Origin of the sequence: Cupriavidus necator, assembly GCF_040578825.1 — a bacterium.
In the GTDB taxonomy this organism is placed as follows: domain Bacteria; phylum Pseudomonadota; class Gammaproteobacteria; order Burkholderiales; family Burkholderiaceae; genus Cupriavidus; species Cupriavidus necator_E.
This window is the reverse complement of record NZ_JBEFLI010000008.1, coordinates 47528-71460: the sequence shown is the minus strand read 5'-3', so window position 1 is coordinate 71460 and position 23933 is coordinate 47528. Positions and strand designations below refer to the sequence as shown.

Annotated in this window: 23 protein-coding genes; 12 read left to right on the top strand and 11 right to left on the bottom strand. The window is 65.9% G+C overall.

Features of this window, described 5'->3' with window-relative positions; all coding sequences use genetic code 11:
* The first annotated feature begins 1 nt into the window (after window position 1).
* Together fba and AB1I47_RS06680 are read left to right on the top strand one after the other, a co-directional pair.
* Window positions 2-1039, top strand: coding sequence for a class II fructose-bisphosphate aldolase (fba, locus tag AB1I47_RS06685; RefSeq protein ID WP_354682984.1), 1038 nt, complete (start codon window positions 2-4; stop codon window positions 1037-1039).
* Between the two features lie 230 nt (window positions 1040-1269).
* A complete protein-coding gene (locus AB1I47_RS06680; RefSeq protein ID WP_354682983.1) occupies window positions 1270-1596 on the top strand; it encodes a hypothetical protein in 327 nt (108 codons plus the stop codon).
* A gap of 73 nt (window positions 1597-1669) precedes the next feature.
* Here AB1I47_RS06680 and AB1I47_RS06675 read toward each other — a convergent pair whose 3' ends face one another.
* The gene (locus AB1I47_RS06675; protein WP_354682982.1) at window positions 1670-2590 is read right to left on the bottom strand and encodes a MipA/OmpV family protein; all 921 of its coding nucleotides are present in this window, start codon (window positions 2588-2590) and stop codon (window positions 1670-1672) included.
* A 5-nt stretch (window positions 2591-2595) separates the two neighbouring features.
* Complete coding sequence (locus AB1I47_RS06670) at window positions 2596-2964, bottom strand: VOC family protein (protein ID WP_354682981.1); 369 nt, start codon at window positions 2962-2964, stop codon at window positions 2596-2598.
* A gap of 141 nt (window positions 2965-3105) precedes the next feature.
* Between AB1I47_RS06670 and AB1I47_RS06665 the strand changes: the two genes are divergently transcribed.
* Complete coding sequence (locus AB1I47_RS06665; RefSeq protein WP_354682980.1) at window positions 3106-4233, top strand: sensor histidine kinase; 1128 nt, start codon at window positions 3106-3108, stop codon at window positions 4231-4233.
* A gap of 23 nt (window positions 4234-4256) precedes the next feature.
* On the opposite strand, the gene AB1I47_RS06660 is transcribed toward AB1I47_RS06665, so the two are convergent.
* From AB1I47_RS06660 to AB1I47_RS06635, 6 genes are all read right to left on the bottom strand, one after another.
* Complete coding sequence (locus tag AB1I47_RS06660) at window positions 4257-6797, bottom strand: NAD-dependent epimerase/dehydratase family protein (protein WP_354682979.1); 2541 nt, start codon at window positions 6795-6797, stop codon at window positions 4257-4259.
* A gap of 164 nt (window positions 6798-6961) precedes the next feature.
* Window positions 6962-7987, bottom strand: coding sequence for a 4-hydroxy-2-oxovalerate aldolase (gene dmpG / locus AB1I47_RS06655; protein WP_354682978.1), 1026 nt, complete (start codon window positions 7985-7987; stop codon window positions 6962-6964).
* A 5-nt stretch (window positions 7988-7992) separates the two neighbouring features.
* A complete protein-coding gene (locus AB1I47_RS06650; protein ID WP_354682977.1) occupies window positions 7993-8946 on the bottom strand; it encodes an acetaldehyde dehydrogenase (acetylating) in 954 nt (317 codons plus the stop codon).
* A 27-nt stretch (window positions 8947-8973) separates the two neighbouring features.
* Window positions 8974-9741 carry a 2-keto-4-pentenoate hydratase gene (locus AB1I47_RS06645; RefSeq protein WP_354682976.1) on the bottom strand — a complete coding sequence of 256 codons (768 nt, stop codon included), beginning with the start codon at window positions 9739-9741 and terminating at the stop codon, window positions 8974-8976.
* Window positions 9738-10541: a 2-keto-4-pentenoate hydratase gene (locus AB1I47_RS06640; protein WP_354682975.1), complete on the bottom strand. Its 804-nt coding sequence runs from the start codon at window positions 10539-10541 to the stop codon at window positions 9738-9740. Before AB1I47_RS06640 ends, AB1I47_RS06645 begins: the two co-directional genes overlap by 4 nt.
* The gene (locus AB1I47_RS06635) at window positions 10538-10747 is read right to left on the bottom strand and encodes a tautomerase family protein (protein ID WP_354682974.1); all 210 of its coding nucleotides are present in this window, start codon (window positions 10745-10747) and stop codon (window positions 10538-10540) included. The genes AB1I47_RS06640 and AB1I47_RS06635 overlap by 4 nt, the downstream gene beginning before the upstream one ends.
* A 119-nt stretch (window positions 10748-10866) precedes the next feature.
* Between AB1I47_RS06635 and AB1I47_RS06630 the strand changes: the two genes are divergently transcribed.
* Window positions 10867-11772 (top strand): LysR family transcriptional regulator, encoded by a 906-nt coding sequence (locus tag AB1I47_RS06630; protein ID WP_354682973.1) that lies wholly within the window; start codon window positions 10867-10869, stop codon window positions 11770-11772.
* 7 nt (window positions 11773-11779) lie between these two features.
* Here AB1I47_RS06630 and AB1I47_RS06625 read toward each other — a convergent pair whose 3' ends face one another.
* Window positions 11780-12691, bottom strand: a complete 912-nt coding sequence (locus AB1I47_RS06625; protein ID WP_354682972.1) for a LysR family transcriptional regulator — start codon at window positions 12689-12691, stop codon at window positions 11780-11782.
* A gap of 113 nt (window positions 12692-12804) precedes the next feature.
* Here AB1I47_RS06625 and AB1I47_RS06620 point away from each other — a divergent pair, with 113 nt between their 5' ends.
* The 5 genes from AB1I47_RS06620 (at window position 12805) to AB1I47_RS06600 (ending at window position 18205) form a co-directional block, all read left to right on the top strand.
* Entirely contained in the window at window positions 12805-13779 is a 975-nt protein-coding gene (locus tag AB1I47_RS06620) for a Bug family tripartite tricarboxylate transporter substrate binding protein (RefSeq protein ID WP_354682971.1), read from the top strand.
* A 40-nt stretch (window positions 13780-13819) separates the two neighbouring features.
* A complete protein-coding gene (locus AB1I47_RS06615; protein WP_354682970.1) occupies window positions 13820-14344 on the top strand; it encodes a GlcG/HbpS family heme-binding protein in 525 nt (174 codons plus the stop codon).
* Window positions 14345-14866: 522 nt separating this feature from the next.
* Window positions 14867-15643 carry a histidinol-phosphatase gene (gene hisN / locus AB1I47_RS06610; protein WP_354682969.1) on the top strand — a complete coding sequence of 259 codons (777 nt, stop codon included), beginning with the start codon at window positions 14867-14869 and terminating at the stop codon, window positions 15641-15643.
* Between the two features lie 387 nt (window positions 15644-16030).
* Window positions 16031-17224 (top strand): iron-containing alcohol dehydrogenase, encoded by a 1194-nt coding sequence (locus tag AB1I47_RS06605; RefSeq protein ID WP_354682968.1) that lies wholly within the window; start codon window positions 16031-16033, stop codon window positions 17222-17224.
* A 48-nt stretch (window positions 17225-17272) separates the two neighbouring features.
* Window positions 17273-18205: a LysR family transcriptional regulator gene (locus AB1I47_RS06600; protein ID WP_354682967.1), complete on the top strand. Its 933-nt coding sequence runs from the start codon at window positions 17273-17275 to the stop codon at window positions 18203-18205.
* An 8-nt stretch (window positions 18206-18213) separates the two neighbouring features.
* On the opposite strand, the gene AB1I47_RS06595 is transcribed toward AB1I47_RS06600, so the two are convergent.
* Both AB1I47_RS06595 and AB1I47_RS06590 read right to left on the bottom strand, forming a co-directional pair.
* Window positions 18214-19182 (bottom strand): tripartite tricarboxylate transporter substrate binding protein, encoded by a 969-nt coding sequence (locus tag AB1I47_RS06595; protein ID WP_354682966.1) that lies wholly within the window; start codon window positions 19180-19182, stop codon window positions 18214-18216.
* Between the two features lie 152 nt (window positions 19183-19334).
* On the bottom strand, window positions 19335-20288 hold the full coding sequence (locus AB1I47_RS06590) for an IclR family transcriptional regulator (protein ID WP_407935800.1): 954 nt from the start codon (window positions 20286-20288) through the stop codon (window positions 19335-19337).
* Between the two features lie 99 nt (window positions 20289-20387).
* On the opposite strand from AB1I47_RS06590, the gene AB1I47_RS06585 reads away from it, so the two are divergent.
* Genes AB1I47_RS06585 through AB1I47_RS06575 form a run of 3 tightly spaced genes read left to right on the top strand, consistent with a single transcriptional unit; the run spans window position 20388 to window position 23796 of the window.
* On the top strand, window positions 20388-21395 hold the full coding sequence (locus AB1I47_RS06585) for a tripartite tricarboxylate transporter substrate binding protein (protein WP_354682964.1): 1008 nt from the start codon (window positions 20388-20390) through the stop codon (window positions 21393-21395).
* 59 nt (window positions 21396-21454) lie between these two features.
* On the top strand, window positions 21455-23002 hold the full coding sequence (locus tag AB1I47_RS06580) for a class I adenylate-forming enzyme family protein (protein WP_354682963.1): 1548 nt from the start codon (window positions 21455-21457) through the stop codon (window positions 23000-23002).
* 11 nt (window positions 23003-23013) lie between these two features.
* The gene (locus tag AB1I47_RS06575) at window positions 23014-23796 is read left to right on the top strand and encodes a citryl-CoA lyase (RefSeq protein WP_354682962.1); all 783 of its coding nucleotides are present in this window, start codon (window positions 23014-23016) and stop codon (window positions 23794-23796) included.
* The last annotated feature ends 137 nt before the right edge of the window (window positions 23797-23933 follow it).

The following is a 23933-nucleotide window of genomic DNA, read 5'->3' as shown; positions in this document are numbered from 1 at the left end:
CATGTCACTCATATCCTTGCGCCAGTTGCTGGACCACGCGGGAGCGTTCGGCTACGGCGTGCCGGCTTTCAACGTCAACAACCTGGAACAGATCCACGCCATCATGGAAGCGGCCGAGGAAACCGACAGCCCGGTCATCCTGCAGGCCTCGGCCGGGGCCCGCAAGTACGCCGGCGAGGCCTACCTGCGGCATATGGTGCTGGCCGCGGCCGAGACCCATCCGGACATCCCCATCGTGCTGCACCAGGACCACGGCTCCAGCCCGGCGATCTGCCAGGCCTCGATCCGCTCCGGTTTCACCAGCGTGATGATGGATGGCTCGCTGCGCGAAGACATGAAGACGCCGGCCGACTATGACTACAACGTCGACGTCACGCGGCGCGTGTGCGAGATGGCGCATGCGGTCGGCGTGTCGGTAGAGGGCGAACTGGGCTGCCTGGGCTCGCTCGAAACCGGCCAGGCTGGCGAAGAGGACGGCGTGGGGGCGGCGGGCACGCTGTCGCACGACATGATGCTGACCGACCCGGCGCAGGCGCGGGACTTTGTCGCCCGTACCGGCGTTGACGCGCTGGCCATTGCCATCGGCACCAGCCACGGCGCCTACAAGTTCTCGCGCCAGCCCACCGGCGACATTCTGGCGATGGACCGCATCCGCGAGATCCATGAGCAGGTTCCCGACACCCACCTGGTGATGCACGGCTCCAGCTCGGTGCCGCAGGAATGGCTGGACATCATCCGCCAGTACGGTGGCGACATCAAGGAAACCTATGGCGTGCCGGTCGAAGAAATCCAGCGTGGCATCCGCACCGGTGTGCGCAAGGTGAATATCGACACCGATATCCGCCTGGCCATGACCGGGGCGATCCGCAAGGCCCTGGCGGAGGACCGCAGCGAGTTCGATCCACGCAAGGCGCTGCTGGCGGCCAAGAAGGGGGCCAAGGGCGTGGTCAAGCTGCGCTTCGAGGCCTTCGGCTGCGCCGGGCAGGCCTCGCGGATCAAGCCGGTGGCGCTGGAGAAGCTGGCCGCGCGCTACCGTTGATCGGCAGGCGCCAGGTGGCTTTCTGGTTTCGTGCCCCGGCGCCATATCGGGGCAGGCTGGCGATGATGACCTACACTAAAAAAGCGTCTTTCGCGGGCTTCGGATGCCAAGTGACGGAAGCACCGGGGCTGGCAGTCGATTGCGGCGCGCGAATGACGATGGCTCAGGCAATACACCCGTCAGTTGTTGCCTGAATTCATCTGGAACTGATGTTCAATAAAGGGGGCATCATGTTGCAACCCAGTGAAATCCAGCAGCGCTTTACCCATCTGCAGCAAACCATCAGCGAGGCATCACGGACCTGCCACGCCGACTCGAGCATTCCACCAGACCTGATGAACTGGGTGGATGAGCTTGACAAGGAATGCCAGTCGGCAAAGAAGACCATGTCGTCCCAGGACGAAGACCGGATACGGCAGTGTGTCGATGACCTCGAACGGATAGGCGATCGTGCCGAGCGGGCTTGCCAACAGGCCGGCGGGCTCGACACCAAGGTGAAGGATGCAATCACCACGATGCATTCGGAGCTTTCTGACCTGAAGCGCCAGCTGCACTAACTTAAATGACGGCCCCGGCCTACCTGCCGGGGCTTTTTTTGCCTGGGATTGGATCCCGGCGCTTGCATGCCAGCTATTCCCGGCTCGGCACGCGCGTCGACGATTCGCCAAAGACCCAGCTCAGCGCCAGCCCTGCCGCGAGGGCGTCCTTGCGCCGCACCAATGGGCTGTTCTCGAACGTTGCACCGTCCAGCCGGTCATAGCGGACGAAGGCGCCAAACCAGAAATGCCGGAAGCGCTTGGACAGCGACGCCAGCGCCATGCTGCCCGAGTATCCGCCACGCGCCTCGTAGGCCGGCCGTGCCGCGGTCGCGAATTGCTCTTCGACGGAATAGAAATATTGGTTATAACGCGACGTCGAAAATAGCGGCCCCGCCATCAGTCCCAGGTTCCAGCCGGCCATGCCGCCCACGTTGGCGACGTCCAGGTTCAGGTGCGGCGAGAAGATCCAGCCGATCGCCTTTGGCGACGATTCCACCGTTACCGCCAGCCGTACCGGCAGCCGCAGGTCGAGGCGGGTGCGGTCGGCAGGGGAATGCCACAGCGTCACCGCCAGCGAAGGGCCGATTTCCACCGCGGTCTTCAGGTCGGGCATGCCGCTGCGGACTTCGTCGTTGCGGCTTTTCACGGGCAGCGAGATGCCGAGGCTCACGTTGAGTTCGACCCGGTCGCTGTCGAACAGCTTGCCGCGCACGCCGTTGCGGTCCGCGCGCAGGACCTCGCCCCGGTAGATGAAATACGGCACCGGAAACAGGTAGTTGGCGCGCTCGTCCGAGCCGCGATAGTGCGGCAGCGTGATGCCCCCCACGCCAAGGCCGGCTTCCCATAACGGCCGCTCGATGTCATCGAAATCCTGCGCCGCGCACGGCGTCCCGAACGCCGCGGCCGCGACCGCCAGGGCTCCGCAGCGCTTGCGGAACCTGATATCGGCCTTGGGCACGGGATGCTGAAGCCCGTGGCGGTTGTCGCGGCTCTTTTTCTTCTTGATGCGCATGCGCCTTATTCCTTGGTGAAGATTTCCAGAAGATGCTGGCTCGGATCCTCGAAATAGATCCTGCGGCCGCCATTGTCGGTGCTGACCTCGCCGGGGCGGTGGCGGTACGGGTCCGCCCAGTACGTCAGATTCCTCGCGCGGATGCGGGCGAAGCTCTGCTCGAATTCCGCGTCGCTGATCAGGAAGGCATAGTGCTGCAGGGCAACATCGCCGTCCGCGTCCATAAAGTCCAGCGTGACATCGTTGTCCAGCCGAACGGCAAGAAACGGACCGAACGGCACGGCGGCCGGGCGTCCGAGAATCTCGCAAAGAAAGTCCGCGGAAACCTTTTTGTCATGAGAAAAGACGATGGTGTGGTTGAGCTGGATGGCCATTTGGCAATCTCCGCAATCTCCGGGGGCGGGGCAAGGACCGGCGCGCAAGCCGGCCACCGGTTTGATTTCTGTCGCGTGGTCGCACTACATTGAAGAATAGGGGAAGCTTCACTTTCCCGCACCCCACTCAGGAAGCGCCGCATGCGACTAGCCGACTTCATCCTGCAAGACATGGAACCGATCCTGGCGCAGTGGGAAACCTTTGCCTCGACCATGCTGCCTTCGGCCGCCCACATGGATTCCACGGCGCTTCGCGACCACGCGCAGCAAATCCTGGAGGCCGTGGCGAAGGATTTGCGGACCTCGCAGACCAGCGAGGAGCAGTACGAGAAGTCGCTAGGGAGAAGCTCCAGGCCTCTCGATGCTCCGGAGACAGCGGCGCAAACCCATGCATGGCTGCGCGGATGCAGTGGCTTTACCGTCACCCAGCTGACTGCGGAGTACCGGGCGCTACGCGCCAGCGTGCTTCGCTTGTGGATCGCCGCCTGCGAGCCATCGGAGCCGCTCCTGGACGACGTTATCCGTTTCAATGAGGCCATTGACCAGGCGATTGCCGAATCGATCGGCTTTTTCAGTGCCCAGGCCGAGCAAGCGCGCAACCTGTTACTGGGGATGCTCGGGCACGATATGCGCAGCCCGCTCCAGACGATTCTCGTCACCGCGTCTTATCTGAGCGCCCTCAATGCCGGCGAAACGGTGTCGGAAGCGGCGACCCGGTTGATGCGCAGCGGCGCACGCATGCAGGCGCTGCTGGATGACCTGTGCGATTTCAATCGGACCAGGCTGGGGCTGGGGCTCAATATCCATCCCAGCCAGATCGATCTGGCGGCGCGCTTTGCGGACGAACTGGACCAGCTCCGTGCGGTTCATCCGGAGCGGCAAATCGGTCTCCATCTATATGGCGACCTGCAGGGCGTCTGGGATGGGCAGCGGCTGCAGCAAGTGCTTGGCAATCTTGTCCTGAATGCAATCAAGTACGGATCGCCGGACACCGCCATTGAGGTGGTGGCGACGGGCGAGGACGAGGAGGTGCGGTTCGAAGTCAGGAACCGGGGGCCGGCGCTGGACAGTTCGATGCTTGAATACATCTTCGACCCACTCAGGCGCGGGCCGGACCACGACAACCGTCATGGCGACGAACGAAGCCTCGGGCTCGGTTTGTACATTGCCAGCGAAATTGCCAAGGCACACGGCGGCGCGATCGAGGTCAGGTCCGACCAGGCGGAGACCACCTTCGCCGTGCGTTTGCCGAGAGCTTGCCGGCCGTAACCTGACGCTATCCCCGCAGCCATTCATGTATGCGCATGGCGCAGCCTGCGAGGCAGGGCGGGGCTGAATCGCGCGATCCGGTCCCATTCGCCGTAGCGGCCTTCGATCCGTCCCAACGGCAAGGACAGCCACACCAGCGCAACGCCAAGCAGCACTGACATCGCGGCGCCGATGCCGGTGTAGCCGTCGAGCATCCATGGCGCTGCCGCAAGCCATGCGCCGAAGCCGATATTGACCAGCCGCAGCGGACGCCCGACCTCGGCCCACGCCATGATGGAGAAGGTCACGACCAGCGACCCGACGATATGGTCATTGTCGGCCGCGGCACCGGAGGCATCGAACAGCAGGCGCGAACCCATCAGCGCGATGCCGATGGCGCCGCTGGCGAGCAATGTCCAGGGCAGGTTGACGCCGGAAAGCAGCATTTCACGCAGCACCGCGCCGGCGGGCGCCTCGAAGTTGTCCGAATAGTCGGCACTGCCGCCGGCCATGGTGTCGCCGCGCAGCAGCACGTACCACAACGGCTTGCCCTGCTGGCGCCGGTTCTTCAGGAACTGCAAGGTGGCCAGGATCTCGTCGAACGAATAGGGGATCTGCAGCAGCATCGCCAGCGCGCCGATCAGGCAGGCCGTGCACCAGGTGCCGAGCCACACCGGCTGGATGATGATGAAGAAGATGCTGACCACGCCCAGCGGCACGATCAGGATGCCGAACACCAGCACCAGCCACGGCATCGTGCGCCAGCGCCGCTTGTCGCCGATCACGCCGGTGATGATCTCCAGCACATAGACGGCCGCGCCCAGGCCGGCATCGGCCACTGGCCATGCCTCGGACACCGAGGAGGTGACGATGCGTTCCGTGCCGTCGCCGAAGAACGGATCCCATGCGGCGCCGATATGGCCAAGCTGGTAAGCCGCCAGATAGCGAGAGATAAACAGCCCCACGAACGCGAGCGCGATGATGGGCAGGCGGTTGGTCCATCCGGACGGACTATAGTCCCAGCCGGGCGGCGTATCCGGCCCGGATACGCGGGCGATCGGGCTGATGCCTGGCGCTGACGGGATCGCGACCGCGAACGCAATGACCAGCGCGCCGACCAGCGTAGCGTTGGCGTACGCTGCCGCGCTGGGCGTCCACAACAGCAGCGGCGCAAACAGCAGCCACAAGCCGAGCGCGGCCACGGCCCAGCGGGCCCAGCCGGCATCGCGCGACAGCGACAACAGCCCGAACAGCACGATCAGTGCGCCGGTCACGACATCGCTGAGGGTCATCCATGTGTCGGAGTAAGCGAGCCCGCGCCCGGTCGGCGTGAGCGGTTCAATGGCCTGCAGCCAGGTGTCGGCAACGCCAAGGACGAACGGGCTGCTGATCAGCCACAGCCCCAGCGCGACGTTGGCAAAGTGGCACCACAGCGTGCGCTGATGCTCGGAGCGGTCCAGCGCATGGTATTCGGCGATCGCAGCCGGACTCGGCGCGCCCTGGTCCGCGCTTTCTTCCAGCCACAGCGGCAGAGGAATCTTGTTGCGCTTGTACCATTGCGCCGGATCTTCGCGCAATTCGCCGATCATCAGCGGCAGGGAGCGGCGCAGGTTGTGTTGCGGATGCCAGTCAAGCAGGCGTTCGGCGCGTGAGATGTCGAGCTCGTAATGATCGTCGGCCAGCTCCACCATGAATGGCTTGATGAACGGCTCCGTGCCGCGGTCGATCGCATCCGGGATCACCGCCTCCGCCTTGTCCTGTAGCCATGCGCCCGTGGCGGCGACGGGCTTGGGGATTTGCCGCGTATCCCAGGGTTCGCCATGCGCCAGCCGCCCGATCAGGTTCTGCAACGCTTCATAGCTTTCAGTCACCGGCTCGCCGAGCAGAATCGCGGTCTCTTCCGGCAATTGCGCGCGCCGCTCGACGGCGGCGCGGAACGCCCGTGCCACGTCGTCCAGGTGCACACACGCCTGTCCGTGCGTCGCATCGCCGGGAAACAGCCTGCTCAACATCTGCCGCTCGTAAATGCGCTCGATCTGATAGGCGAGCGCAGGCAGTTCGCAGTTATCGGTATACACGCCGGCGATGCGCAGCGTCAGCGCGGGAATGCGTCCGCGCTCGGCCTGCACCATGCGCTCGGCCGCCAGCTTGGATTCCGGGTAGGCCCATGCCGGTTGCAACGGGGAATCTTCGTTGATGGGTTGCCCTGGCGCGCTCGGTGCATGGACCAGCATGGTGCTGGCATAGACAAACTGTTCGACCTCGAAGGCCTGCAAGGCGCGCAGCAGCCGCTGCGTGCCCTTGACGTTCACTTCCTCGTATTGCGGATCGGGTTCGCCGGAGAAGTCATAGAAGGCAGCGAGATGGATCACCGAGGCGATGCGCTCGCCGTACCCGGCGCGCAATTGCGCGAAAGCCTGCGCCAGCGATTCGTCGGATGTGATGTCCGCATCCAGGCAGTTATCGCCCCGGCAGGCGCGTTCGAAGCCCACGACCGTATATGCGTGCGACAGTTCGTCGGCGATCGCTTTACCAATCCGGCCTTCCGAACCGGTGATCAATACGACAGGTTTTTGCTCAGGCATGGTATCCCCTTGGCATGGCACGTCGTCCAACCAGGACGCAAGATGCGCACCCGAAGCGCTGAAGCATTGAAAACCGATACGCAGGTGCGGTATCCGATGGCTTCAGGTGGTTGCATGCAGCTTTTACAGCCGGCGGGGGTAATTTCTTCGGATTGCCGCCCCTGTCAGTGAAGCGTTCCATCCCGAAGCAGATCCAGCGCCACATCGACGATCATGTCCTCCTGGCCGCCTACCATCTTGCGGCGGCCCAGTTCGACCAGGATGTCTACGGTCTTCAGGCCGTACTTGGCGGCGGCGATTTCCGCGTGGCGCAGAAAGCTGGAATACACGCCGGCGTAGCCCAACGCAAGCGTTTCGCGGTCCACGCGCACCGGGCGGTCCTGGAGCGGACGGACCAGGTCGTCCGCGGCGTCCATCAGGCCATACAGGTCGCAGCCGTGTTTGCACCCCTGGCGTTCCGCCGCGGCAATCAATACCTCCAGCGGCGCGTTGCCCGCACCGGCGCCCATGCCGGCCAGACTTGCGTCAACGCGTGTGCAACCCTCCTCGAGCGCAATCAGCGAATTCGCAACGCCGAGACTCAGATTGTGATGCGCGTGGATGCCCGTTTCGGTCTTCGGATCCAGCACGTCCTGGAATGCCCGGAAGCGGTCGCGCACGTCGCTCATTCCCAGTGCGCCGCCCGAATCCACCACGTAGACGCAGGTCGCGCCGTAGCTTTCCATCAGCTTCGCTTGTGCCGCGAGATGCTGCGGCGTTGTCATGTGGCTCATCATCAGGAAGCCGACGGCGTCCATGCCGAGCTCGCGTGCGTATTCCAGGTGCTGGCGGGAAACGTCCGCCTCGGTGCAATGTGTCGCCACGCGGACCACGCGAGCGCCGGCGTCAAACGCATTGCGCAGATCGTGCGTGGTGCCGATGCCCGGCAGCAGCAGCGTCGCAATTGCCGCGTTGCGGACTGACTCCGCCGCGGCCGCAATCCACGCGACATCCGAGTGTGCGCCAAAGCCGTAGTTGAAACTCGAGCCTTCCAGGCCGTCGCCATGCGCGACCTCGATGCTGTCGACGCCGGCCCGATCCAATGCGGCGGCAATCGCTTTCACGTTGTCCAGGCTATACTGATGGCGTACGGCATGGCTGCCGTCGCGCAGCGTGACATCCGAGACGTAGATTCGCTTGGTGGGGTTCATTGTTTTCACTCCTTTGCGCCACGCGCGATGCCGGCGGCCATCCGGCGCCGCGCCATCAGATCCCCGCACGCCAGCGCCGCGGAGGTCATGATGTCCAGGTTTCCCGCATAGGCGGGGAGATAGTGGGCTGCGCCCTCGACCTCGAGGAATACCGAGGTCTTGAGCCCATGCCGCAGCCCAAGCCCCGGCACATTGATCGGCTTGTCCGCGGGAATGTCCTCAAACTGGACCGCCTGCTTCAGGCGGTAGCCGGGTACGTAAGACTGGACGGCTTTCACCATGCTGGCGATGCTTTGCTCCACGGCCGCGCGGTCGGCCTGTTCCGACAACACGAAGACCGTATCGCGCATGATCAATGGCGGCTCCGCCGGATTCAGCACGATGATGGCCTTGCCGCGCTCGGCGCCGCCAATCTGCTCGATCGCCTTGCGGGTGGTCTCGGTGAACTCGTCGATATTCGCGCGTGTGCCGGGTCCGGCGGACTTGCTCGCGATCGATGCAACGATCTCGGCGTAGTGGACCCTGGCGACGCGCGACACCGCCGCCACCATGGGAATCGTCGCCTGCCCGCCGCACGTCACCATGTTCATGTTCGGCGCATCCTCTTCCTCGAGATTGATCGCCGGAATGACATACGGACCGATCGCCGCGGGCGTGAGGTCGATCACCTGCACGCCTTCACGTTGCAGGACCTCGTTGTGGCGCGCGTGCGCGCTGGCGGAGGTGGCATCGAAGACGATATCGATATCGCGGAAGACATCGAGTCGAAGCAGACCTTCGATGCCGTCGGCGGTCGTGGCAACGCCGAGCCGGGATGCCCTTGCCAGGCCGTCCGACGCCGGATCGACGCCGACCATGGCGCCCATCTCCAGATGCTTGCTGTTGCGCATGACCTTGATCATCAGGTCGGTGCCGATATTGCCGGGCCCAATGATCGCAACCTTGACCTTGTGTTGCATGTCTGTCTCCATAAAACCCGGGCGGTCTCAGCCGCCGACGTGAAAGCCCGTCCGTCCAAGCCGCTCCATGTCGACGCAGACATACTGCCCCGGCGTGATCCACTCGGCGGGCGTCGCGCCACCGGCCATGACGATCCATCCGGCCTGCAGGGGCTCGTCGGCAAGCTCGGCCAGACGCGCGGCAGCGACCAGTGACCGCAGCGGGTGGCCGAGCAACGCGGCGGTGGATCCGACCTGCACCGTGCGCCCGTCGAGCGACAGCGTGAGGCCCAGGTTCGAGAAGTCCTGGTGCGGGTCCTGCCATGGTCCGATGACAAAGCCGCTTGACGAGGCGTTGTCGGCAATGACCTCGGGCAGCGAGAACCTGAAGTCCTGATAACGCGAATCGATGATTTCGAGCGCCGGCGCGATGGCCTCCACGGCAGCGAGCGCCTGCGCTGCAGTGACCTGCCCGCAAAGCGGCGCGCGCAGGACGAACGCCAGTTCGGGCTCGACACGCGGATGGATGAAGCGCGAGACATCGACTGTCGATCCTTCCTCGATGAGCATGCCGGAGGTCAGCCGTCCCCAGATCACGTCGGACAGGCCCATCTGCAGCATCTTGGCGCGGCTGGTAAAGCCCATCTTTACGCCAACGCGTTGTTCGCCGCGCGCGAGGCGGCATCGGATCGATGCACGCTGCACTTCGTAAGCTTCAGCGAGGGGCATGACTCCCTCGGGATCGAACTGCGCGACGGGCTGCGCGCGTTGCGCGGCTGCATCGAGAATGCGTGCGAAGTCGGAGTATTGGCTCATGCTGCCTCCCTGGCCGATGGCCCGAATACGGCCCTGACGGAGCCCAGTCCGCTGATGCGGGCTTCGAATATGTCGCCGGCGCGTACGGCGGCCATCGGGCCTAACGCCCCCGAAAGGACCACCGAGCCTGCCTTCAGCGGGGTGCCGAACGCGGCCATCGTGCGGGCCAGCCAAACGACGGCGTTCAGAGGATTGCCCAGGCATGCGGCGCCGGCACCGGTCGACACCGGGTCACCCGCGCGTTCCAGCACCATTCCGCACAGGCGCAGGTCGATTTCGCTCAGTTTTTTCGGCGAACTGCCGAGCACGAAAGCCGAGGAAGAAGCGTTGTCGGCGATGGTATCGGTGATGCCGATGTTCCAGTCTGCAATCCGGCTTCCCACGATTTCGAGCGCCGGCAGCGCGTATTCCACGGCGTTGAGGACGTCCAGTTGTCCGGGATGGTTCATCGTCAGGTCCCGTCCCAGCACGAACGCGATCTCGGCTTCGATCTTCGGCTGCGTCAGCGTCTCGAAAGGGATGGGCTCGCTATCGCCATAGCTCATGTCGTCGAACAGCATGCCGAAGTCCGGCTGATCGACGCCGAGCTGCTTTTGCACCGCGACGGAGGTGAGGCCGATCTTGCAACCCACCACGCGATGGCCCTCGCCACATTTCTGCACCGTGTTGAGACGCTGGATCGCGTAGGCAGATTCGATGGTGAGGTCCGGATAGGTTTCGCGTAACGGGGCGATGTACTCGCGCGTTTGCGCCGCTTGCCGCAAGGCGAGGGCGGCGGTTGCGATTTCGGTTGGCTTCACTCGGATACCTCCCGGGTGTCGGCGGGCTCATCCTTGGCGCGATCGCCCATGACCCAGTGCGCCGGTTCCACGGGCGTGGCGAAAACGCGGATCGATTCGAGCGGGGCCCCTAACGTTTCATGTACGGTCTGTGCAACGGCCTTGAGGCAGCGCTTCACGACGGCCTGATCGCGGCCGCTGACCAGCGAGATTTGAACGATTGGCATAGCGAATCTCCTGAGAGTGGAGGAAGTATTGCGGCGCGCTGCGATGCCGGTCCAATACCGTTTTCATGCCCGGTGATACCATTCCGGTATCGTGATTTCCGCAGGACAGCGAGGCGACAATGGACGTGCGTCAGATGCGTTACTTCCTGGCAGTGGCGGAGGAGCTCAACTTTGGCCGGGCCGCCGAGCGCTTGCACATGGCCCAGCCTCCGTTGACCAGGCAGATACGGGCGTTCGAGGGGCAGATCGGCGTGCGGCTGTTCGAGCGCGGCAATCGCGGCACGGAACTCACCGAGGCGGGCAAGCGGCTGCTGCAGGACGTCCCCAACATCCTGGCGCTGACCAGGCTGGCGGAAGAGCAGGCCAGGCTCGCGGGGGCGGGCATGCTCGGGCGGCTAGACGTGGGCATCTTCAGCGCGGGCATCCTCAACGTGATTCCCCGCCTGCTGGCCCGGTTTCATACCGCGCGGCCGGAAGTCCGGATCAGCCTTCACAACATGACGAAAAACGAGCAGATCGTTGCGCTGCGCGAGCGTCGTATCACCGTGGCGTTTAACCGCCTGGTGCCGGAAGAAGCAGACCTGGTTGTGGAACCGGTCCTGCGCGAGCCCTATCTGGTCGCCCTGTACGAGGGCCATGCACTGTGCCGCCGGAAGGCCATATCCATCGCCGATCTCGACAACGAGCCGATGATCCTTTACCCCAATATCCCGCTGCACGGTCTGGCGCAGGAGGTTGCGGAAGCGTTCCGGCTGGCAGGGGCCAGGCTGCGGGTCGAGCAGGAGGTTGAGGACGTGGTGACATGCATTGCGCTGGTCGCCAGCCGGTTTGGACTCGCGGTCACGACGGAGTCCGCAGCCAATCTCCGTTTGCCGGGGGTTGTGTACAAGCCCTTGCAAGATCCCAGGTTGCGCGACATCGAGCTGAGCTGTGTCTATCGCCGCGGGGACACGTCTGCCGTGCTGCAGGCCTTTCTCGGCATCGTGCGCGCCTACCGGAATGATCCTGGCGTCGTCGCGCCTTAGTGGCAGCCTATGCCGTCACCGCGGAGAAGAACGTCAAGGCTTCCTGCCCGATCGTTTCGATCAACGCTTCGGCTGCCGGGGAGAGCGAACTCGCGCCGCGGTGGATAAGGAACACTTCGCGCTCGATGACGGGATTGTCCAGCCGCTTCCAGGCGATCTTGCTCTGGTCGGCCAGCACGGTCGCGGAGCCTGGCACGATCGCCACGCCAAGGCCAGCCTTGACCAGGCCGATCAGCGTGCCGACGTAGGTCGCCTCGAAGACCGGTTCGCCGTCCAGGCCAGCGGCGATCAGTCCGCTGTCGGCGAGTTCCCTCAGCACGCTGCCACGGGGCAACGCCAGCAAGGGCATGTCCCGCAGATCGGCCCAGTTCAGTTGTGCCTTGCCAGCCAGGGGATGGCCGATGGGAAAGACCGCGGCGAGCGGTTCCCGGAACAGTACGGTGGCGTGCACACCATCGGGCGTCGAGCCGAATGTCCCGATGCCGACGTCCGCCGCAGAATTTGCCACCTGGGGCAGCACCTGGTCGGGTAGCGAGTCCTTGAGCAGCAGCTCGATGCCGGGGTAGCGCGATCGGAACGCGGCAATCACTCTCGGCACAAACGTGCTGGACAGAACCAGGGGCGCGGTCAGCACCACGCGGCCACGCCGCTTCGCTACCAGCTCGCCCACGTTCGTGACCACGTGGTTGAGGTCACCGAGAATACGTTCCGCCCCGGCAAAGAGATCGTGCCCGACCTCCGTCAGCGCCACCGAGCGTGTGGAGCGGTCCAGCAATTTGGCATTCAGGGTTTCCTCGAGATCCCGCACCAGCAGGCTCACACTCGACTGGGTCAGATGCATGGACTCCGCCGCCTTGGTAAAGCTGGCATAGCGCGCCACCAGCACCAGCGCCTGCAGCTGCTTTAGCGTCACATTCATTGGAAAACCCAATATATTGATAGGTATAAGTCGTTTGAATTATAGATGGCGCGGGTATTAAATGCTGGCAACGGGTGCCATGACACAGAAGGCATCCTGCACAGGAGACAGAAATGCTACGCCGTGACCTTCTCTGTGGTCTTGCCACGGCCCTTGCACTGGTTTGTCCGGCCGGTGCAATGGCGGAACAGGCCTTTCCCGATCGTCCCATCAAACTCACCGTCGGCTTCGCCGCGGGCAGCTCAACGGATGTCGTGTCGCGCATCGTGGCGAAACGCGCCGGGGAAATCCTCAAGCAGCCGGTGGTCGTCGACAACCGTCCCGGCGCGAGCAGTTCCGCGGCGGCCCGTGCCGTCGCCGCGTCGCCGCCTGACGGCTACACGCTGTTCGTCGTGACGGTGGCCAATGCCATCAACGCGAACTCGCGCGGCACCGTGGGGGTGGACCTGCCCAGATCGTTTGTCCCCATCACGCTCCTTGGCCGCGTGCCGAACGTGCTGGTCGTGCATCCATCCCTTAACGCCAGGTCCCTGCAGGACTTCATCTCCCTGGCGAAATCGAAGCCCGGTCAGCTGAGCTACGCGTCGTCTGGCATTGGCACCTCGCCGCACCTGGCAGCGCTGCTGTTCGACAAAGTCGCCGGCGTGGAAATGCTCCACGTTCCCTACAAGGGCAGCGCCGAAGCCATGACTGACCTGCTTGCCGGACGGGTCAATGTCATGTTCGCACCGGCATCGACCGTGATGCGCTACGTCAGCGACGGCAAGCTGACCGCGTTGGCCTCGGCCGGTGCGCATCGCTCGCCGGCAGCACCGAAGCTCGCAACGCTGGCTGAGCTCGGGCTTCGCAACTTCGAATCCTCCGTATGGTTCGGCGTCGTCGCGCCGGCAGGCACACCGGCTGCCGTGCAAACGAAACTGGTTGCGGCATTCCACGAAGCGCTCAAGTCAGAGGACGTGAAGTCGCAGCTGGGGACGCAAGGGTTCGAAGTGGAGGGCATGGCGCCGCAAGCCTTTGCGAAATACATGCTGCAGGAGACGGACAAATGGGGTCGCGTCATGAAGGACGCAGGCATCACCCTCAACTAAGCGCTCAACCAAGCGATCAACCAAGGAAGAGAGAGTAGCAATGGAAAAGCTCACAGCACTGGAGTGCCGGGAATTCATCAAGGTCGTGGTCGAAAAGGCCACCGAGATGCGGGTTCCCATCACCGTGGCGGTGGTTGGTCCGGAGGGCCACCTGATCGCGCTGGAACGAATGGACGATGCCGGCTTTATCACGCCGGACACCGCCAGGGCGAAGGCGTACACGGCCGCGGCTTTCCGCTCGATGAGCCCGCGCTTCCCGGATGGCCTGGTCATCCAGCAGTGGTTCAAGGAACGCAATCCCCAGATGCTGGCCAACGCATCGGTGTTCACCAACGGCCAGGTGGTGGCCTCCGGTGGCTGCGCTCCCGTCTTCAAGCACAACGTGATGGTCGGCGCCTATGGCATCAGCGGCGGCACGTCGGACCAGGATGAAGTCATCGCACGCTATGCCCGCGCCAAGGTGGGGTGGTCGCACCTGCCGGCTGACGATGACACGCCGGATGACGTCAAAGAGCACATCAACACCATCTACGCGAAGGTCGGCCTGGGGGAGCGGAACCTGTAACCCCATGACTGAAGCGGGCCCCCGATAAGGCCTGCACACGATCATCGCCAACCTTGCAGATTCTCAATGACGCAATACTCCGACTCGCACGCCAACAATCCACTTTGGCGCGCTAAGGCGCTCCGGCGCCTGCGTGCGCTGCTGGTTCTGCGCGGTGAGCAGCAGCGCGACATGCGCCGATTCGCCGGATCGCGTTGCAGCCTGTGGAGAGTCGGTGCAGTCGGGCCGCTCGGTGAAGCAGGAACCCACCGCAGCGACTGCGCAACGCATCGCGTAGCGCCGAAGGAACCCCCTCCCTTTCCGCCGTCGGGCGGTGGCCGCAGGCCGAAGGAGGGGAGGATGTCAACAACACGGCCCTTGATTGCGTGAGAGCGGATTCCTCGCCGATTCAGTGATGCGAAGCGGCATCGACGGCCTTGCGGTTGCACCCGCGGAGATGCCGAAGCCTTGAGCCGGTGCGCGGCAGATCGCGGCCGAGCGCGCTATCCTGCTGGAACCATCGCCTGAACCGAGGAAAACGTGATGCCGACGGACCACGCAAACCTGGAAGCGTTCGCCCATGAACTTGCCGATGCGGCAAGGACGCTGGCGCTTCGCTATTTCCGCACCGCCATTGACGTGCAAACCAAGGCCGATGCCAGTCCGGTCACGCGCGCCGATCGCGAGATCGAAGCCCGCTTGCGCAGCATGGTGGCTGACCGATACCCGGATCATGGCTTTCTCGGCGAGGAAGAGGGGGGTGAACTGGTCTCCGGCTCATGCTGGGTGGTGGACCCGATTGACGGCACCAAGAGCTTTATCTGCGGGGTGCCATTGTTTGGTGTGCTGATCGCGCTCGTGGTGGATGGCAGCCCGATCCTGGGCGTCATCGAGATGCCCGCGCTGGGCGAACGCTGGGTCGGGCAGGCGGGCGGTACCGAGATGAATGGCGTTGCGGTCCATGCGAGCCCGTGCACGGCATTGGCGCAGGCCCGGCTCTTTGCCACGTCCCCGGATATGTTCCTCGGCCGCAATCGGGCCAGGTTCGACGCCCTGGCCGCGGCGGTTCGCCTTACCCGCTTCGGCACCGATTGCTACGCGTACGGATTGCTCGCCTCAGGCCATTGCGACCTGGTGGTCGAGGATGACCTCGAGTATTACGACGTGATTGCCCTGGTCCCGGTCATCGAGAACGCCGGCGGGATGGTTACCGACTGGGATGGCAACCCGATCGATGCAAGGTTCAACGGTCAGATGCTTGCGGCGGCGACTCCCGCGTTGCATGCGCAGGCGATGGCGGTCTTGCGGGCAGTGGTTTGATCGTCAGGGTTCTCCCCTTCCGCGGGGTACGCGCTCTTCGCTAAACTGGTCAGCCGCGCACGCCGCCGACCGGACGCCACTTAGCCAGTCCCGACAAAGCCGCCACGCCCGGCCCGGAATGGCGAGCCGCGCGCACAACGCCCCGCGCCCCCATGCCATCGACCACACCGACTTTCGGCGGGCAGGGGCTGCACCGGCACGGATATCCGTTTTTGGCAAAGGCTCCAATCAACCCCGGCACTTCCGGCGTGCGGAAACTCGCAGTTCGCGCCAACGACGCCACCTACCTTCGCCATCCACGATGGCAGCCTCTCGATTCACTGATTTGCCGCCGGCAGGCCCGGCGCCATCATCTGACAACCTTTCCACCCTTCGCGAGGACTCCAGATGGCAATCGTCGAACCGAAGCGTTACCGCTTCACCGGACATGAACGTGTCTTCCACAACGTGTCGGCTATCGAGGCCCTGCCAGATGTGCTGGCGCTGTTCCGATACCGGCGGGTCTTCGTCGTATGCTCCCGCTCGATCCGGACCAGGACCGATTGGATCGGCCGGCTGCAGGCGCGGCTTGGCAACGTGATCGTCGGCCTCACCGATGAAGTTGGCGAGCATTCGCCGCTTTCCAACGTACTGAAGGCTGCCAGGCAGGCGCGCGACGCGCGCGCCGACGTCATCGTCTCGGTGGGCGGCGGCTCGGTCATGGACATGTGCAAGGCGATGCAACTGTGCATCTCCGAGAACGCCTATGACCGCGAGGCCCTGCTCAGGCTGCAGTTCGTTCTGTCGCCAGACGGCACCGAGATGTTGACCACATCGCACGCGCCCGCCGCCATCCGCCAGATCGCGATCCCGACGACGCTGGCCACGTCGGAATGGACGCCGGTCAGCACGCCGATCGATGACGAAACCCGGCTGAAGGCACGTTTCGTAGTGCCCGACGGCTCGCCACAGGCGATCCTCTATGACCCCGCGTTGCTGCAGCAGACGCCTGTCCGGCTGCTGTGGTCGACCGGCGTCCGTGGCCTGGACCATGCCATCAACACGGCCTGCTCGTCGTCGCCCCATCCCTTTGCGGGCCTGCTGGCCGAGCAAGCCGTCGCGCTGTACGTCCGGCACCTGCCCGAGCTGGCGGACGCCAGCGTGCCGGATGCCCTTGCCTCCTTGACACAGTGCCAGCTGGCCACCTGGTACACCGGCATGGGCCAGATGTCCGTGCCGCACGGCTTCAGCCACTGGATGGTGCATATCATCGGACCCTATGGCGGGATCGCGCACAGCGATGCCGCATGCGTGCTCATGCTGGCCCAGGCGAAATGGCTGGAAGGCTGGGTCGAGCCGCAGCATGCGCGCCTGCGTGCCGCAATCGGCCAGCCGGACAAGCCGTTCCATGCCATCCTCCACGGCCTGCTGGTGCGGCTGGGCATGCCGACCACGCTGGATGACCTGGGGCTGACGCGGGCCCAGGTCGATGCGATGATCGGCCCGGCGCTCGACCATCCGATGGTGACGCGCAACAATGTCCGGCCGATCACGAACGAGGCCGACCTGCGGGCTGTGCTGGAGCTTGCGTGGCGCGCATAATGCCTGCTACCTGTCGATATCCCGGTCCGCTGCCGGACCGCTGACGCCATGAAGATCGATCCCGTCTCGCTGCGGCTGTTCCTTGCAGTGTCTGAGCTCGGTACCATTGCCGCCGCCGCGGAACGGGAGCATATCGCCGCCTCGGCAGTCAGCAAACGCATCAGCGATCTGGAAGCGGCGCTGCGCACGCAGTTGCTGGAACGCAGCAACAAGGGCATCGTGCCGACGCCGGCGGGCATCGCCCTGCAGAACCTGTCGCGCGGGATCGTTAACGACCTCGAGAATATCGCCGCGATGATGCAGGACTACGCCAGCGGCACCCGCGGCCTGGTTCGAATCTATGCCAACGTGTCCTCGATCGCGCAGTTCCTGCCCGCCGATCTTCATGGCTTCATCGAGAAATACCCCGACGTGCAACTGCAGCTCGAAGAGCGCATCAGCACGGCAATCCTGAGGGGCGTCGCCGAAAACGCCGCGGATGTCGGCTGCTTTGCGGATCTGGGCACGACGCCGCAGGACGTGATCACGCTGCCGTACCGCGAGGACGAGCTGGTAGTCGTGGTGCCGCGGCGCCACGCGCTGGCGTCGCGAAAGAAGCTGAGCACGCGGGAAGTGCTCGAGCACTACCTGATCGGGCTGCAGACCGGCAGCTACATCAATCTGCAATTGCTGCGCTATGGCAGCGAGCACAGCGTGCCGGTGAAGTTCCGCATGCAAGTCAACAGCTACGATGCCGTCTGCCTGATGGTGGAATCCGACATGGGCATCGGCATCCTCCCTGTCAGCCTGGCGCGGCGCTATGCCAGGACCATGGGTATCCGCGTGGTCGCGCTGGATGCGCCGTGGGCGCATCGCAAGCTGAACCTCTGCATCCGATCCTATGAGGCCTTGCCCGTCGCGGCGCGGAAACTGGTCGACCACCTGTGCCCGCCGGCACAGGCCCTCGTTGCGTCCGCCGGGGCGACACGCGCCCCACGCTGACCCGACGTCTAGTCCACAGTGGCGCCGGCGGTCCTGACAATGTCGGCCCAGCGGGCCAGGTCGCTGCGAATCAGCGCGTCGAACTGGCGCGGCTCCGAGGCAAACGGTTCGGCCCCTTGCCGGCCGAGCGCATCACGGACTTCGGCATCCCCCAAGACCTTGCCCAGCGCGCTACGCAAGCGCGCGACCACATCAGCCGGTGTATTGGCGGGGGCAAACAGCCCGTACCAGGGCGTCGCCCCGACGCCTGGCAGCGTCTCGGCCACGGTCGGCACGCCGGGCATCGACGGCAGTCGCTTCTCATTGGTCACCGCCAGCACCTTCAGCTTGCCGGCGCGTATGAAAGCCTGGGCCGACGGTACGCTCTGCACGGACAATGCCACCTGTCCGCCCACTACGTCTGACGCCGCGGCGGCGGCGCCCTTGTACGGCACATGGACCAGCCTGATGCCGCCGCGTTGCTGGATCATTTCGCCGAGCAGGTGGTTCAGCGTGCCGTTGCCGGCCGAGGCGAACGTGATCGTGTCCGGCCTGGCGCGCGCGGCATCGACCAGTTCGCGCACGTTGCCCGGCCCGAAGGACGGGTTGGCAACGAGTACATAGCCGGCCGTCGCCACGCTGCCGACGGGCACGAAGGCAAGCAGGGGATCAAAGCCGGTGCGCTGGTACAACGCCGGATTGATCACGTGCGCACTGCTCACTGTGAACAGCAGCGTGTAGCCATCCGCCGCGGCCTTTGCGACATGGGCGGTGCCGATATTGCCGCCTGCCCCCGGGCGGTTCTCGACCACCACCGGCCGGCCAAGTTGCGCGGCAAGCTTTGTCGTCACGATCCGCGCGATCACGTCGTTGGCGCCGCCCGGCTGTTGCGGTACCACCACCACAACCGGTTTCGCGGGATATAGGTCCTGCGCGGCAGCCGCCGTCGCGAAGGCCAGCGCCAGCGCTGCCAGGCAAGTTGTCTTCAGGGTTTTCATGCCGTCTCCTCTGATGAATGGCCAGGCGTCGCGACCCGGTGTCGCGGTGGCCTGGTGCGTTCATCGTGAAGGACGGCCGGACCGCTGCAAATCAATGATTCGCTATCGCACCATCGTGGGTGGAGATGGCTGTGCCTGCTCGACCATCGCCCTCATCTCAGTCCTCGCCGCAGTGCCACGCGCGCGGGAAGCTCGGCAGCCAGTGCCTGCTGGATGGTGCGCGCGATCAGCTGCTGCCGCTCACGCGGCATGCGAGCCATGGTCGATGCCACACTGATCGCCGCGACCGGCTCGCCATCCGTATTGCGCACGGCCATGCCCACGGCCAGCACATTGCGCGTGGCGTGGTTGCCAATCACCGACCAGCCGCGCGCGCGGGTGGCGCGCACCAGGATCTTCATGCGGTCCGGCGTCATGCCGCCGTACTGGCCGAGTACGGGCGCATTGGCGGCGATGGTGGCGGCCACCTCGTCGTCGGGCAGGGCGGACAGCAGCGCCAGGCCGGCGGCACCCACGCCCAGTGGCTGGCGCGTGCCGACCTGGATCACCAGGACCTGAACCGGATGCGTGCCGACCTGGCGCGCGATGCAATGCGACAGCGGCCCTTCGCGCACGATGGCAAAGGCCGCGTCGCCGCAGGCGGCGCTGACGCGTGCCAGCACCGGCTGCAGCCTGGCGGCCAGGTCTGGCGGCGCGGGCGGCTGCGCCAGCGCCGCCACGCGGGGGCCGGCGGCGTAGTGGAAGCGGCCGCGCTGCGCCACGTAGCCGGCCTCGATCAGCGTATGCAGCAGCCGGTAGATGGTGGCGCGCTCCAGCCCCAGCGCGCGGCACAGCTCGACCACGCGCAGGCCGTCGCGGCCGCCGGCGCGCACGGCGTCGATCAGCTGCAGGCCGCGCAGCAGTGTGCGGCAGCCGCCGGGGTCGCCCTCAGCCTCGGCGGTGCCTGCGCGGGCGGACTCGGGCGTGGCTTTGCTTGCCACTGCCTGGCTGCGGCGGCGTGCCTGCGGCGCGACTGCGGCAGGTGCGCGCGTGCTGCGCCGGGCCCGTTTGGCGGCTGACGTTTCGTCCGCCTGGCGGACGTTTTGACTGGCGGTGCGGGAAGGCATGGGAAAGAATGGGTTGGCCGGCCACTGCGATCCCCGCAGTATGCCGCAGCCCGAACAGATGGCGCCATCGCAGGCGCCGCGCCGAAACCGGAGACAGCCATGACCTTCCCCGACGCGCCGCGCCGGCGCCTGCTGGCGCTGGGCGCCGCGCTTTGCTGCAGCGCCGCCCTGGCCGCTTTCGCCCCGCTTGCCGCCCATGCCCAGCCCGGCGCCTGGCCGGCCAGGCCAATCAGACTGGTGGTCGGCTACGCCGCCGGCGGTGCCACCGACGTGATCGCGCGGGTGGTGGCGCAGAAGCTGGGCGCGCAACTGGGCCAGCCGGTCGTGGTGGACAACCGCCCCGGTGCCAACAGCAATGTGGGCGCCGAAGTGGTAGCGAGATCCGCGCCCGACGGCTATACGCTGTACGTCTACACCATCGCCAACACCATCAATGCCTCGCTGTACGACAAGCCCGGTTACGAGCCGCTGAAGGACTTCGAGCCGATCGGTCTGATCGCCAGGATTCCCAACATTCTGGTGGTCAACCCCAGGCTGCCGGTGCACAGCGTGGCGGAATACATAAAGTTCGCCAGGGAGTCGCCGCAGGGCGTCACCTTCGCTTCCTCGGGCGCCGGCTCGTCGATCCACCTGTCGGGCGAGATGTTCAAGATGCAGGCGAAGCTGAACATGCTGCACGTGCCCTACCGTGGCAGCGCGCCGGCGGTGACCGACCTGATGGGCGGGCAGGTGCAGTCGATGTTCGACAACACCCCGTCGTCGCTGCCGCACGTGCAGGCCGGCAAGCTGCGCGCCATCGCCATTACCAGTGCGCGCCGCTCGCCGCTGCTGCCGGACGTGCCCACCGTGGCCGAGTCGGGCTTTCCCGGCTTCGACGTGCAGTCCTGGTTCAGCCTGGCGGCGCCGGCCGGCACGCCGCGCGCGGTGGTGGAGCGCCTGAACGGCGCGCTGAACAAGGTGCTGGGCGCGCCCGAGGTGCGCCAGCGCCTGCAGGATCTGGCCGCCACGACCGAGCCCGGCACCCCCGACCAGCTGCGCAGCCTGATGGTGTCGGAGACGCGGCGCTGGCACGACGTGGTCAGGCAGTCCGGCGCCCGCGCGGAGTAGCCGCAGCGCGCCGCCGCGCCGGCCATGGCCATCCCCCCAGCAAGGAGCGTCTTCCTCTCATGTATCCCATCGACTTTTTCTGGCGCGCGGCCGATCGCTGGCCCGCCAATATCGCCATCGACGCGCCGGCCGGGCCGATCCGCTACGACGCGCTGGCGATGCGCGTGTCCGCGCTGGCGGCTGCGCTGCTGGCGCTGGACCCGGCCCCGCAAAGCCGCGTCGGCATCTGCGCCGGCAACAGCGCCGACCATATCGCCGCGCTGCTGGCGGTGCTGGCCTGCGGCAAGGTCTGGGTGCCGCTGAATCCCAAGAGCACGCGGCCGGAGATCCGCCGCATCGTCGATGCCACCGAGCCGTCGATCCTGATTGCCGATGCGGGCGGCGCGGCGTTGCTGGAGGGTGCGCCGGGGCTGCGGCTGCGCTGCGGCGACGAAGCCGGCTGCGAGCCGGAAATCGCCACGCTGGCAGGGCTTGCCGAGCGCCATGCCGGCGCGCCGCGCCCCGGTTTCGACCTGCCACCCGACGCCACCCAGGCCATCAAGTTCACCGGCGGCACCACCGGGGCGCCCAAGGGCGTGATGCAGCCCTACCGGGCATGGATGGCCAATATTGCCAACCAGATCCATGCCTGGGGCTTTGACCAGAACGAGCGCTACATCGTGGCCGCGCCAATCACCCACGGCACCTCCACCTACCTGCTGCCAGTCCTGGCCCAGGGCGGCTGCCACGTGTTGCTCGACGGCGCCGGCGCCGAGGCGGTGCGCACGGCCTTCCGCGCGCGGGGCGGCACCGCCTGCTTCATGCCGCCCACGCTGCTCTACATGTTGATGGCGCTGCCCGGCGCCTCGCGCGCGGATTTCCCGCATCTGCGCCGGCTGATCTACGGCGGCGCGCCGATGCCGCCCGAGAAGATCCGCGAGGTGCGCGACTTCTTCGGTCCGGTGCTGGGCACCACCTACGGCCAGACCGAGGCGCCGCAGATCCTGACCGTGATGCGTCCCGACGACTTCGCTGACGCGCGCAACTGGACGTCGGTCGGCCTGGCCGGCTGGTTCAGCGACATTGCCATCATGGCGCCGGACGGCCGCCTGCTGCCGGCGGGCGAGGTAGGGGAGGTGGTGGCGCGCGGCGACCTGCTGATGAGCGGCTACTGGCGCCTGCCGGACAAGACCGCCGAGACCATCGTGGACGGCTGGCTGCACACCGGCGATCGCGGCCTGCTCGACGAACGCGGCTACCTGCACCTGAAGGACCGGCTGAAAGACATGGTGATCACCGGCGGCTTCAACGTCTACCCGGTGGACGTGGAAAACGCGCTGGGCCAGCACCCCGCGGTGCATGAGTGCAGCGTGTTCGGCGTGCCCGACGAGAAGTGGGGCGAAGCCGTGCGGGCCGCGGTGGAGCTGCGCCCCGGCCAGCAGGCCAGCGAGGCCGAGCTGGTCGCCTTCGTGCGCGAGCGGCTAGGGCCGGTGCAAACGCCCAAGCGCATCCATTTCCATACCAGCCTGCCGCGCTCGCCGGTGGGCAAGGTGCTGAAGACCGCCGTGCGCGAGCGCGCGCTGGCGGGCGGCGCCGAGCCGGCATCCGATACCGACAACAAGCAATGAGAGACCAGACCATGACCTTCTCCGCCAAGCCCGTGACCCGCCTGTGTACGCACACGCTGACCAGCCTGCACTATCGCGACGCCGACCTGGTCGAAGACCTGATGGGCAAGACCACCTTCACCGAGGTGATGCTGATGCAGATCCTGGGCCGCAAGCCGCGCCCGGTGGACCTGCGCATCACGGACGTAGTGCTGATCGTGCTGATGGAGCACGGGCTGACGCCCAGCGCCATCGCTACCCGGCTGATCTACATGAGCGCGCCGGAGAACCTGCAGGGCGCGGTGTCGGCCGGCCTGCTGGCGGTGGGCAGCGCCTTCGTCGGCACCATGGAGAACTGCTCGGTGCTGCTGGACCGCATCGTTGCCGCCGGGGATGCCGGGGCCGAGGCGCTGGAGATCGCGCGCCACTACAAGGGCCTGAAGAGCCCGGTGCCGGGCTTCGGCCACCACCTGCACAAGCCGGTGGACCCGCGCGCCTATAAGCTGCTGGAGCTGGGCCGCGCCGAGGCCGAGCTGGCCGGCGGCCGCATCCGCGCGCTGGAGGCGCTGTCGCGCGCGGTGGACGAGGTGGCGGGGCGCCCGCTCACCATCAACGCCACCGGCGCGGTGGCGGCGCTGCTGGGCGAGATCGGCGTGCCGACCGGGGTGATGCGCGGCTTTGCGGTGATCTCGCGCGCAGCCGGGCTGGTGGCGCATATCGTCGAGGAGCAGCAGAGCCCGTCGGGCCGCTATATCTGGGACACGGTCGAGCACGCCATTCCCTATGTGGGCGAGGGCGGGAGGGAAGAAGCCTGAGCAGGGACCCCCGCCGGCGCTGCCGAAGAGTACTGGGACGGCCACTGCAAAGTTGAGCGCAAGGGGAAGGGCAACGGTGAGTACAAGGAAGAACGCAAGTGCAAGGATCGACCCGCGGCGTATTACCCGCCTGGTGC

Excerpts from the sequence above, each read along its gene's own strand:
- AB1I47_RS06595 (WP_354682966.1), bottom strand. The coding sequence starts at position 19,182 with ATGAAAACCCTGAAGACAACTTGCCTGGCAGCGCTGGCGCTGGCCTTC.
- AB1I47_RS06620 (WP_354682971.1), top strand. The coding sequence starts at position 12,805 with ATGCTACGCCGTGACCTTCTCTGTGGTCTTGCCACGGCCCTTGCACTG.
- AB1I47_RS06680 (WP_354682983.1), top strand. The coding sequence starts at position 1,270 with ATGTTGCAACCCAGTGAAATCCAGCAGCGCTTTACCCATCTGCAGCAA.
- AB1I47_RS06575 (WP_354682962.1), top strand. The coding sequence starts at position 23,014 with ATGACCTTCTCCGCCAAGCCCGTGACCCGCCTGTGTACGCACACGCTG.
- AB1I47_RS06585 (WP_354682964.1), top strand. The coding sequence starts at position 20,388 with ATGACCTTCCCCGACGCGCCGCGCCGGCGCCTGCTGGCGCTGGGCGCC.
- AB1I47_RS06675 (WP_354682982.1), bottom strand. The coding sequence starts at position 2,590 with ATGCGCATCAAGAAGAAAAAGAGCCGCGACAACCGCCACGGGCTTCAG.
- fba (WP_354682984.1), top strand. The coding sequence starts at position 2 with ATGTCACTCATATCCTTGCGCCAGTTGCTGGACCACGCGGGAGCGTTC.
- AB1I47_RS06630 (WP_354682973.1), top strand. The coding sequence starts at position 10,867 with ATGGACGTGCGTCAGATGCGTTACTTCCTGGCAGTGGCGGAGGAGCTC.
- AB1I47_RS06615 (WP_354682970.1), top strand. The coding sequence starts at position 13,820 with ATGGAAAAGCTCACAGCACTGGAGTGCCGGGAATTCATCAAGGTCGTG.
- AB1I47_RS06645 (WP_354682976.1), bottom strand. The coding sequence starts at position 9,741 with ATGAGCCAATACTCCGACTTCGCACGCATTCTCGATGCAGCCGCGCAA.
- AB1I47_RS06660 (WP_354682979.1), bottom strand. The coding sequence starts at position 6,797 with ATGCCTGAGCAAAAACCTGTCGTATTGATCACCGGTTCGGAAGGCCGG.
- hisN (WP_354682969.1), top strand. The coding sequence starts at position 14,867 with ATGCCGACGGACCACGCAAACCTGGAAGCGTTCGCCCATGAACTTGCC.
- AB1I47_RS06670 (WP_354682981.1), bottom strand. The coding sequence starts at position 2,964 with ATGGCCATCCAGCTCAACCACACCATCGTCTTTTCTCATGACAAAAAG.
- AB1I47_RS06580 (WP_354682963.1), top strand. The coding sequence starts at position 21,455 with ATGTATCCCATCGACTTTTTCTGGCGCGCGGCCGATCGCTGGCCCGCC.
- AB1I47_RS06650 (WP_354682977.1), bottom strand. The coding sequence starts at position 8,946 with ATGCAACACAAGGTCAAGGTTGCGATCATTGGGCCCGGCAATATCGGC.
- AB1I47_RS06600 (WP_354682967.1), top strand. The coding sequence starts at position 17,273 with ATGAAGATCGATCCCGTCTCGCTGCGGCTGTTCCTTGCAGTGTCTGAG.
- AB1I47_RS06625 (WP_354682972.1), bottom strand. The coding sequence starts at position 12,691 with ATGAATGTGACGCTAAAGCAGCTGCAGGCGCTGGTGCTGGTGGCGCGC.
- AB1I47_RS06590 (WP_407935800.1), bottom strand. The coding sequence starts at position 20,288 with ATGCCTTCCCGCACCGCCAGTCAAAACGTCCGCCAGGCGGACGAAACG.
- AB1I47_RS06605 (WP_354682968.1), top strand. The coding sequence starts at position 16,031 with ATGGCAATCGTCGAACCGAAGCGTTACCGCTTCACCGGACATGAACGT.
- dmpG (WP_354682978.1), bottom strand. The coding sequence starts at position 7,987 with ATGAACCCCACCAAGCGAATCTACGTCTCGGATGTCACGCTGCGCGAC.
- AB1I47_RS06635 (WP_354682974.1), bottom strand. The coding sequence starts at position 10,747 with ATGCCAATCGTTCAAATCTCGCTGGTCAGCGGCCGCGATCAGGCCGTC.
- AB1I47_RS06665 (WP_354682980.1), top strand. The coding sequence starts at position 3,106 with ATGCGACTAGCCGACTTCATCCTGCAAGACATGGAACCGATCCTGGCG.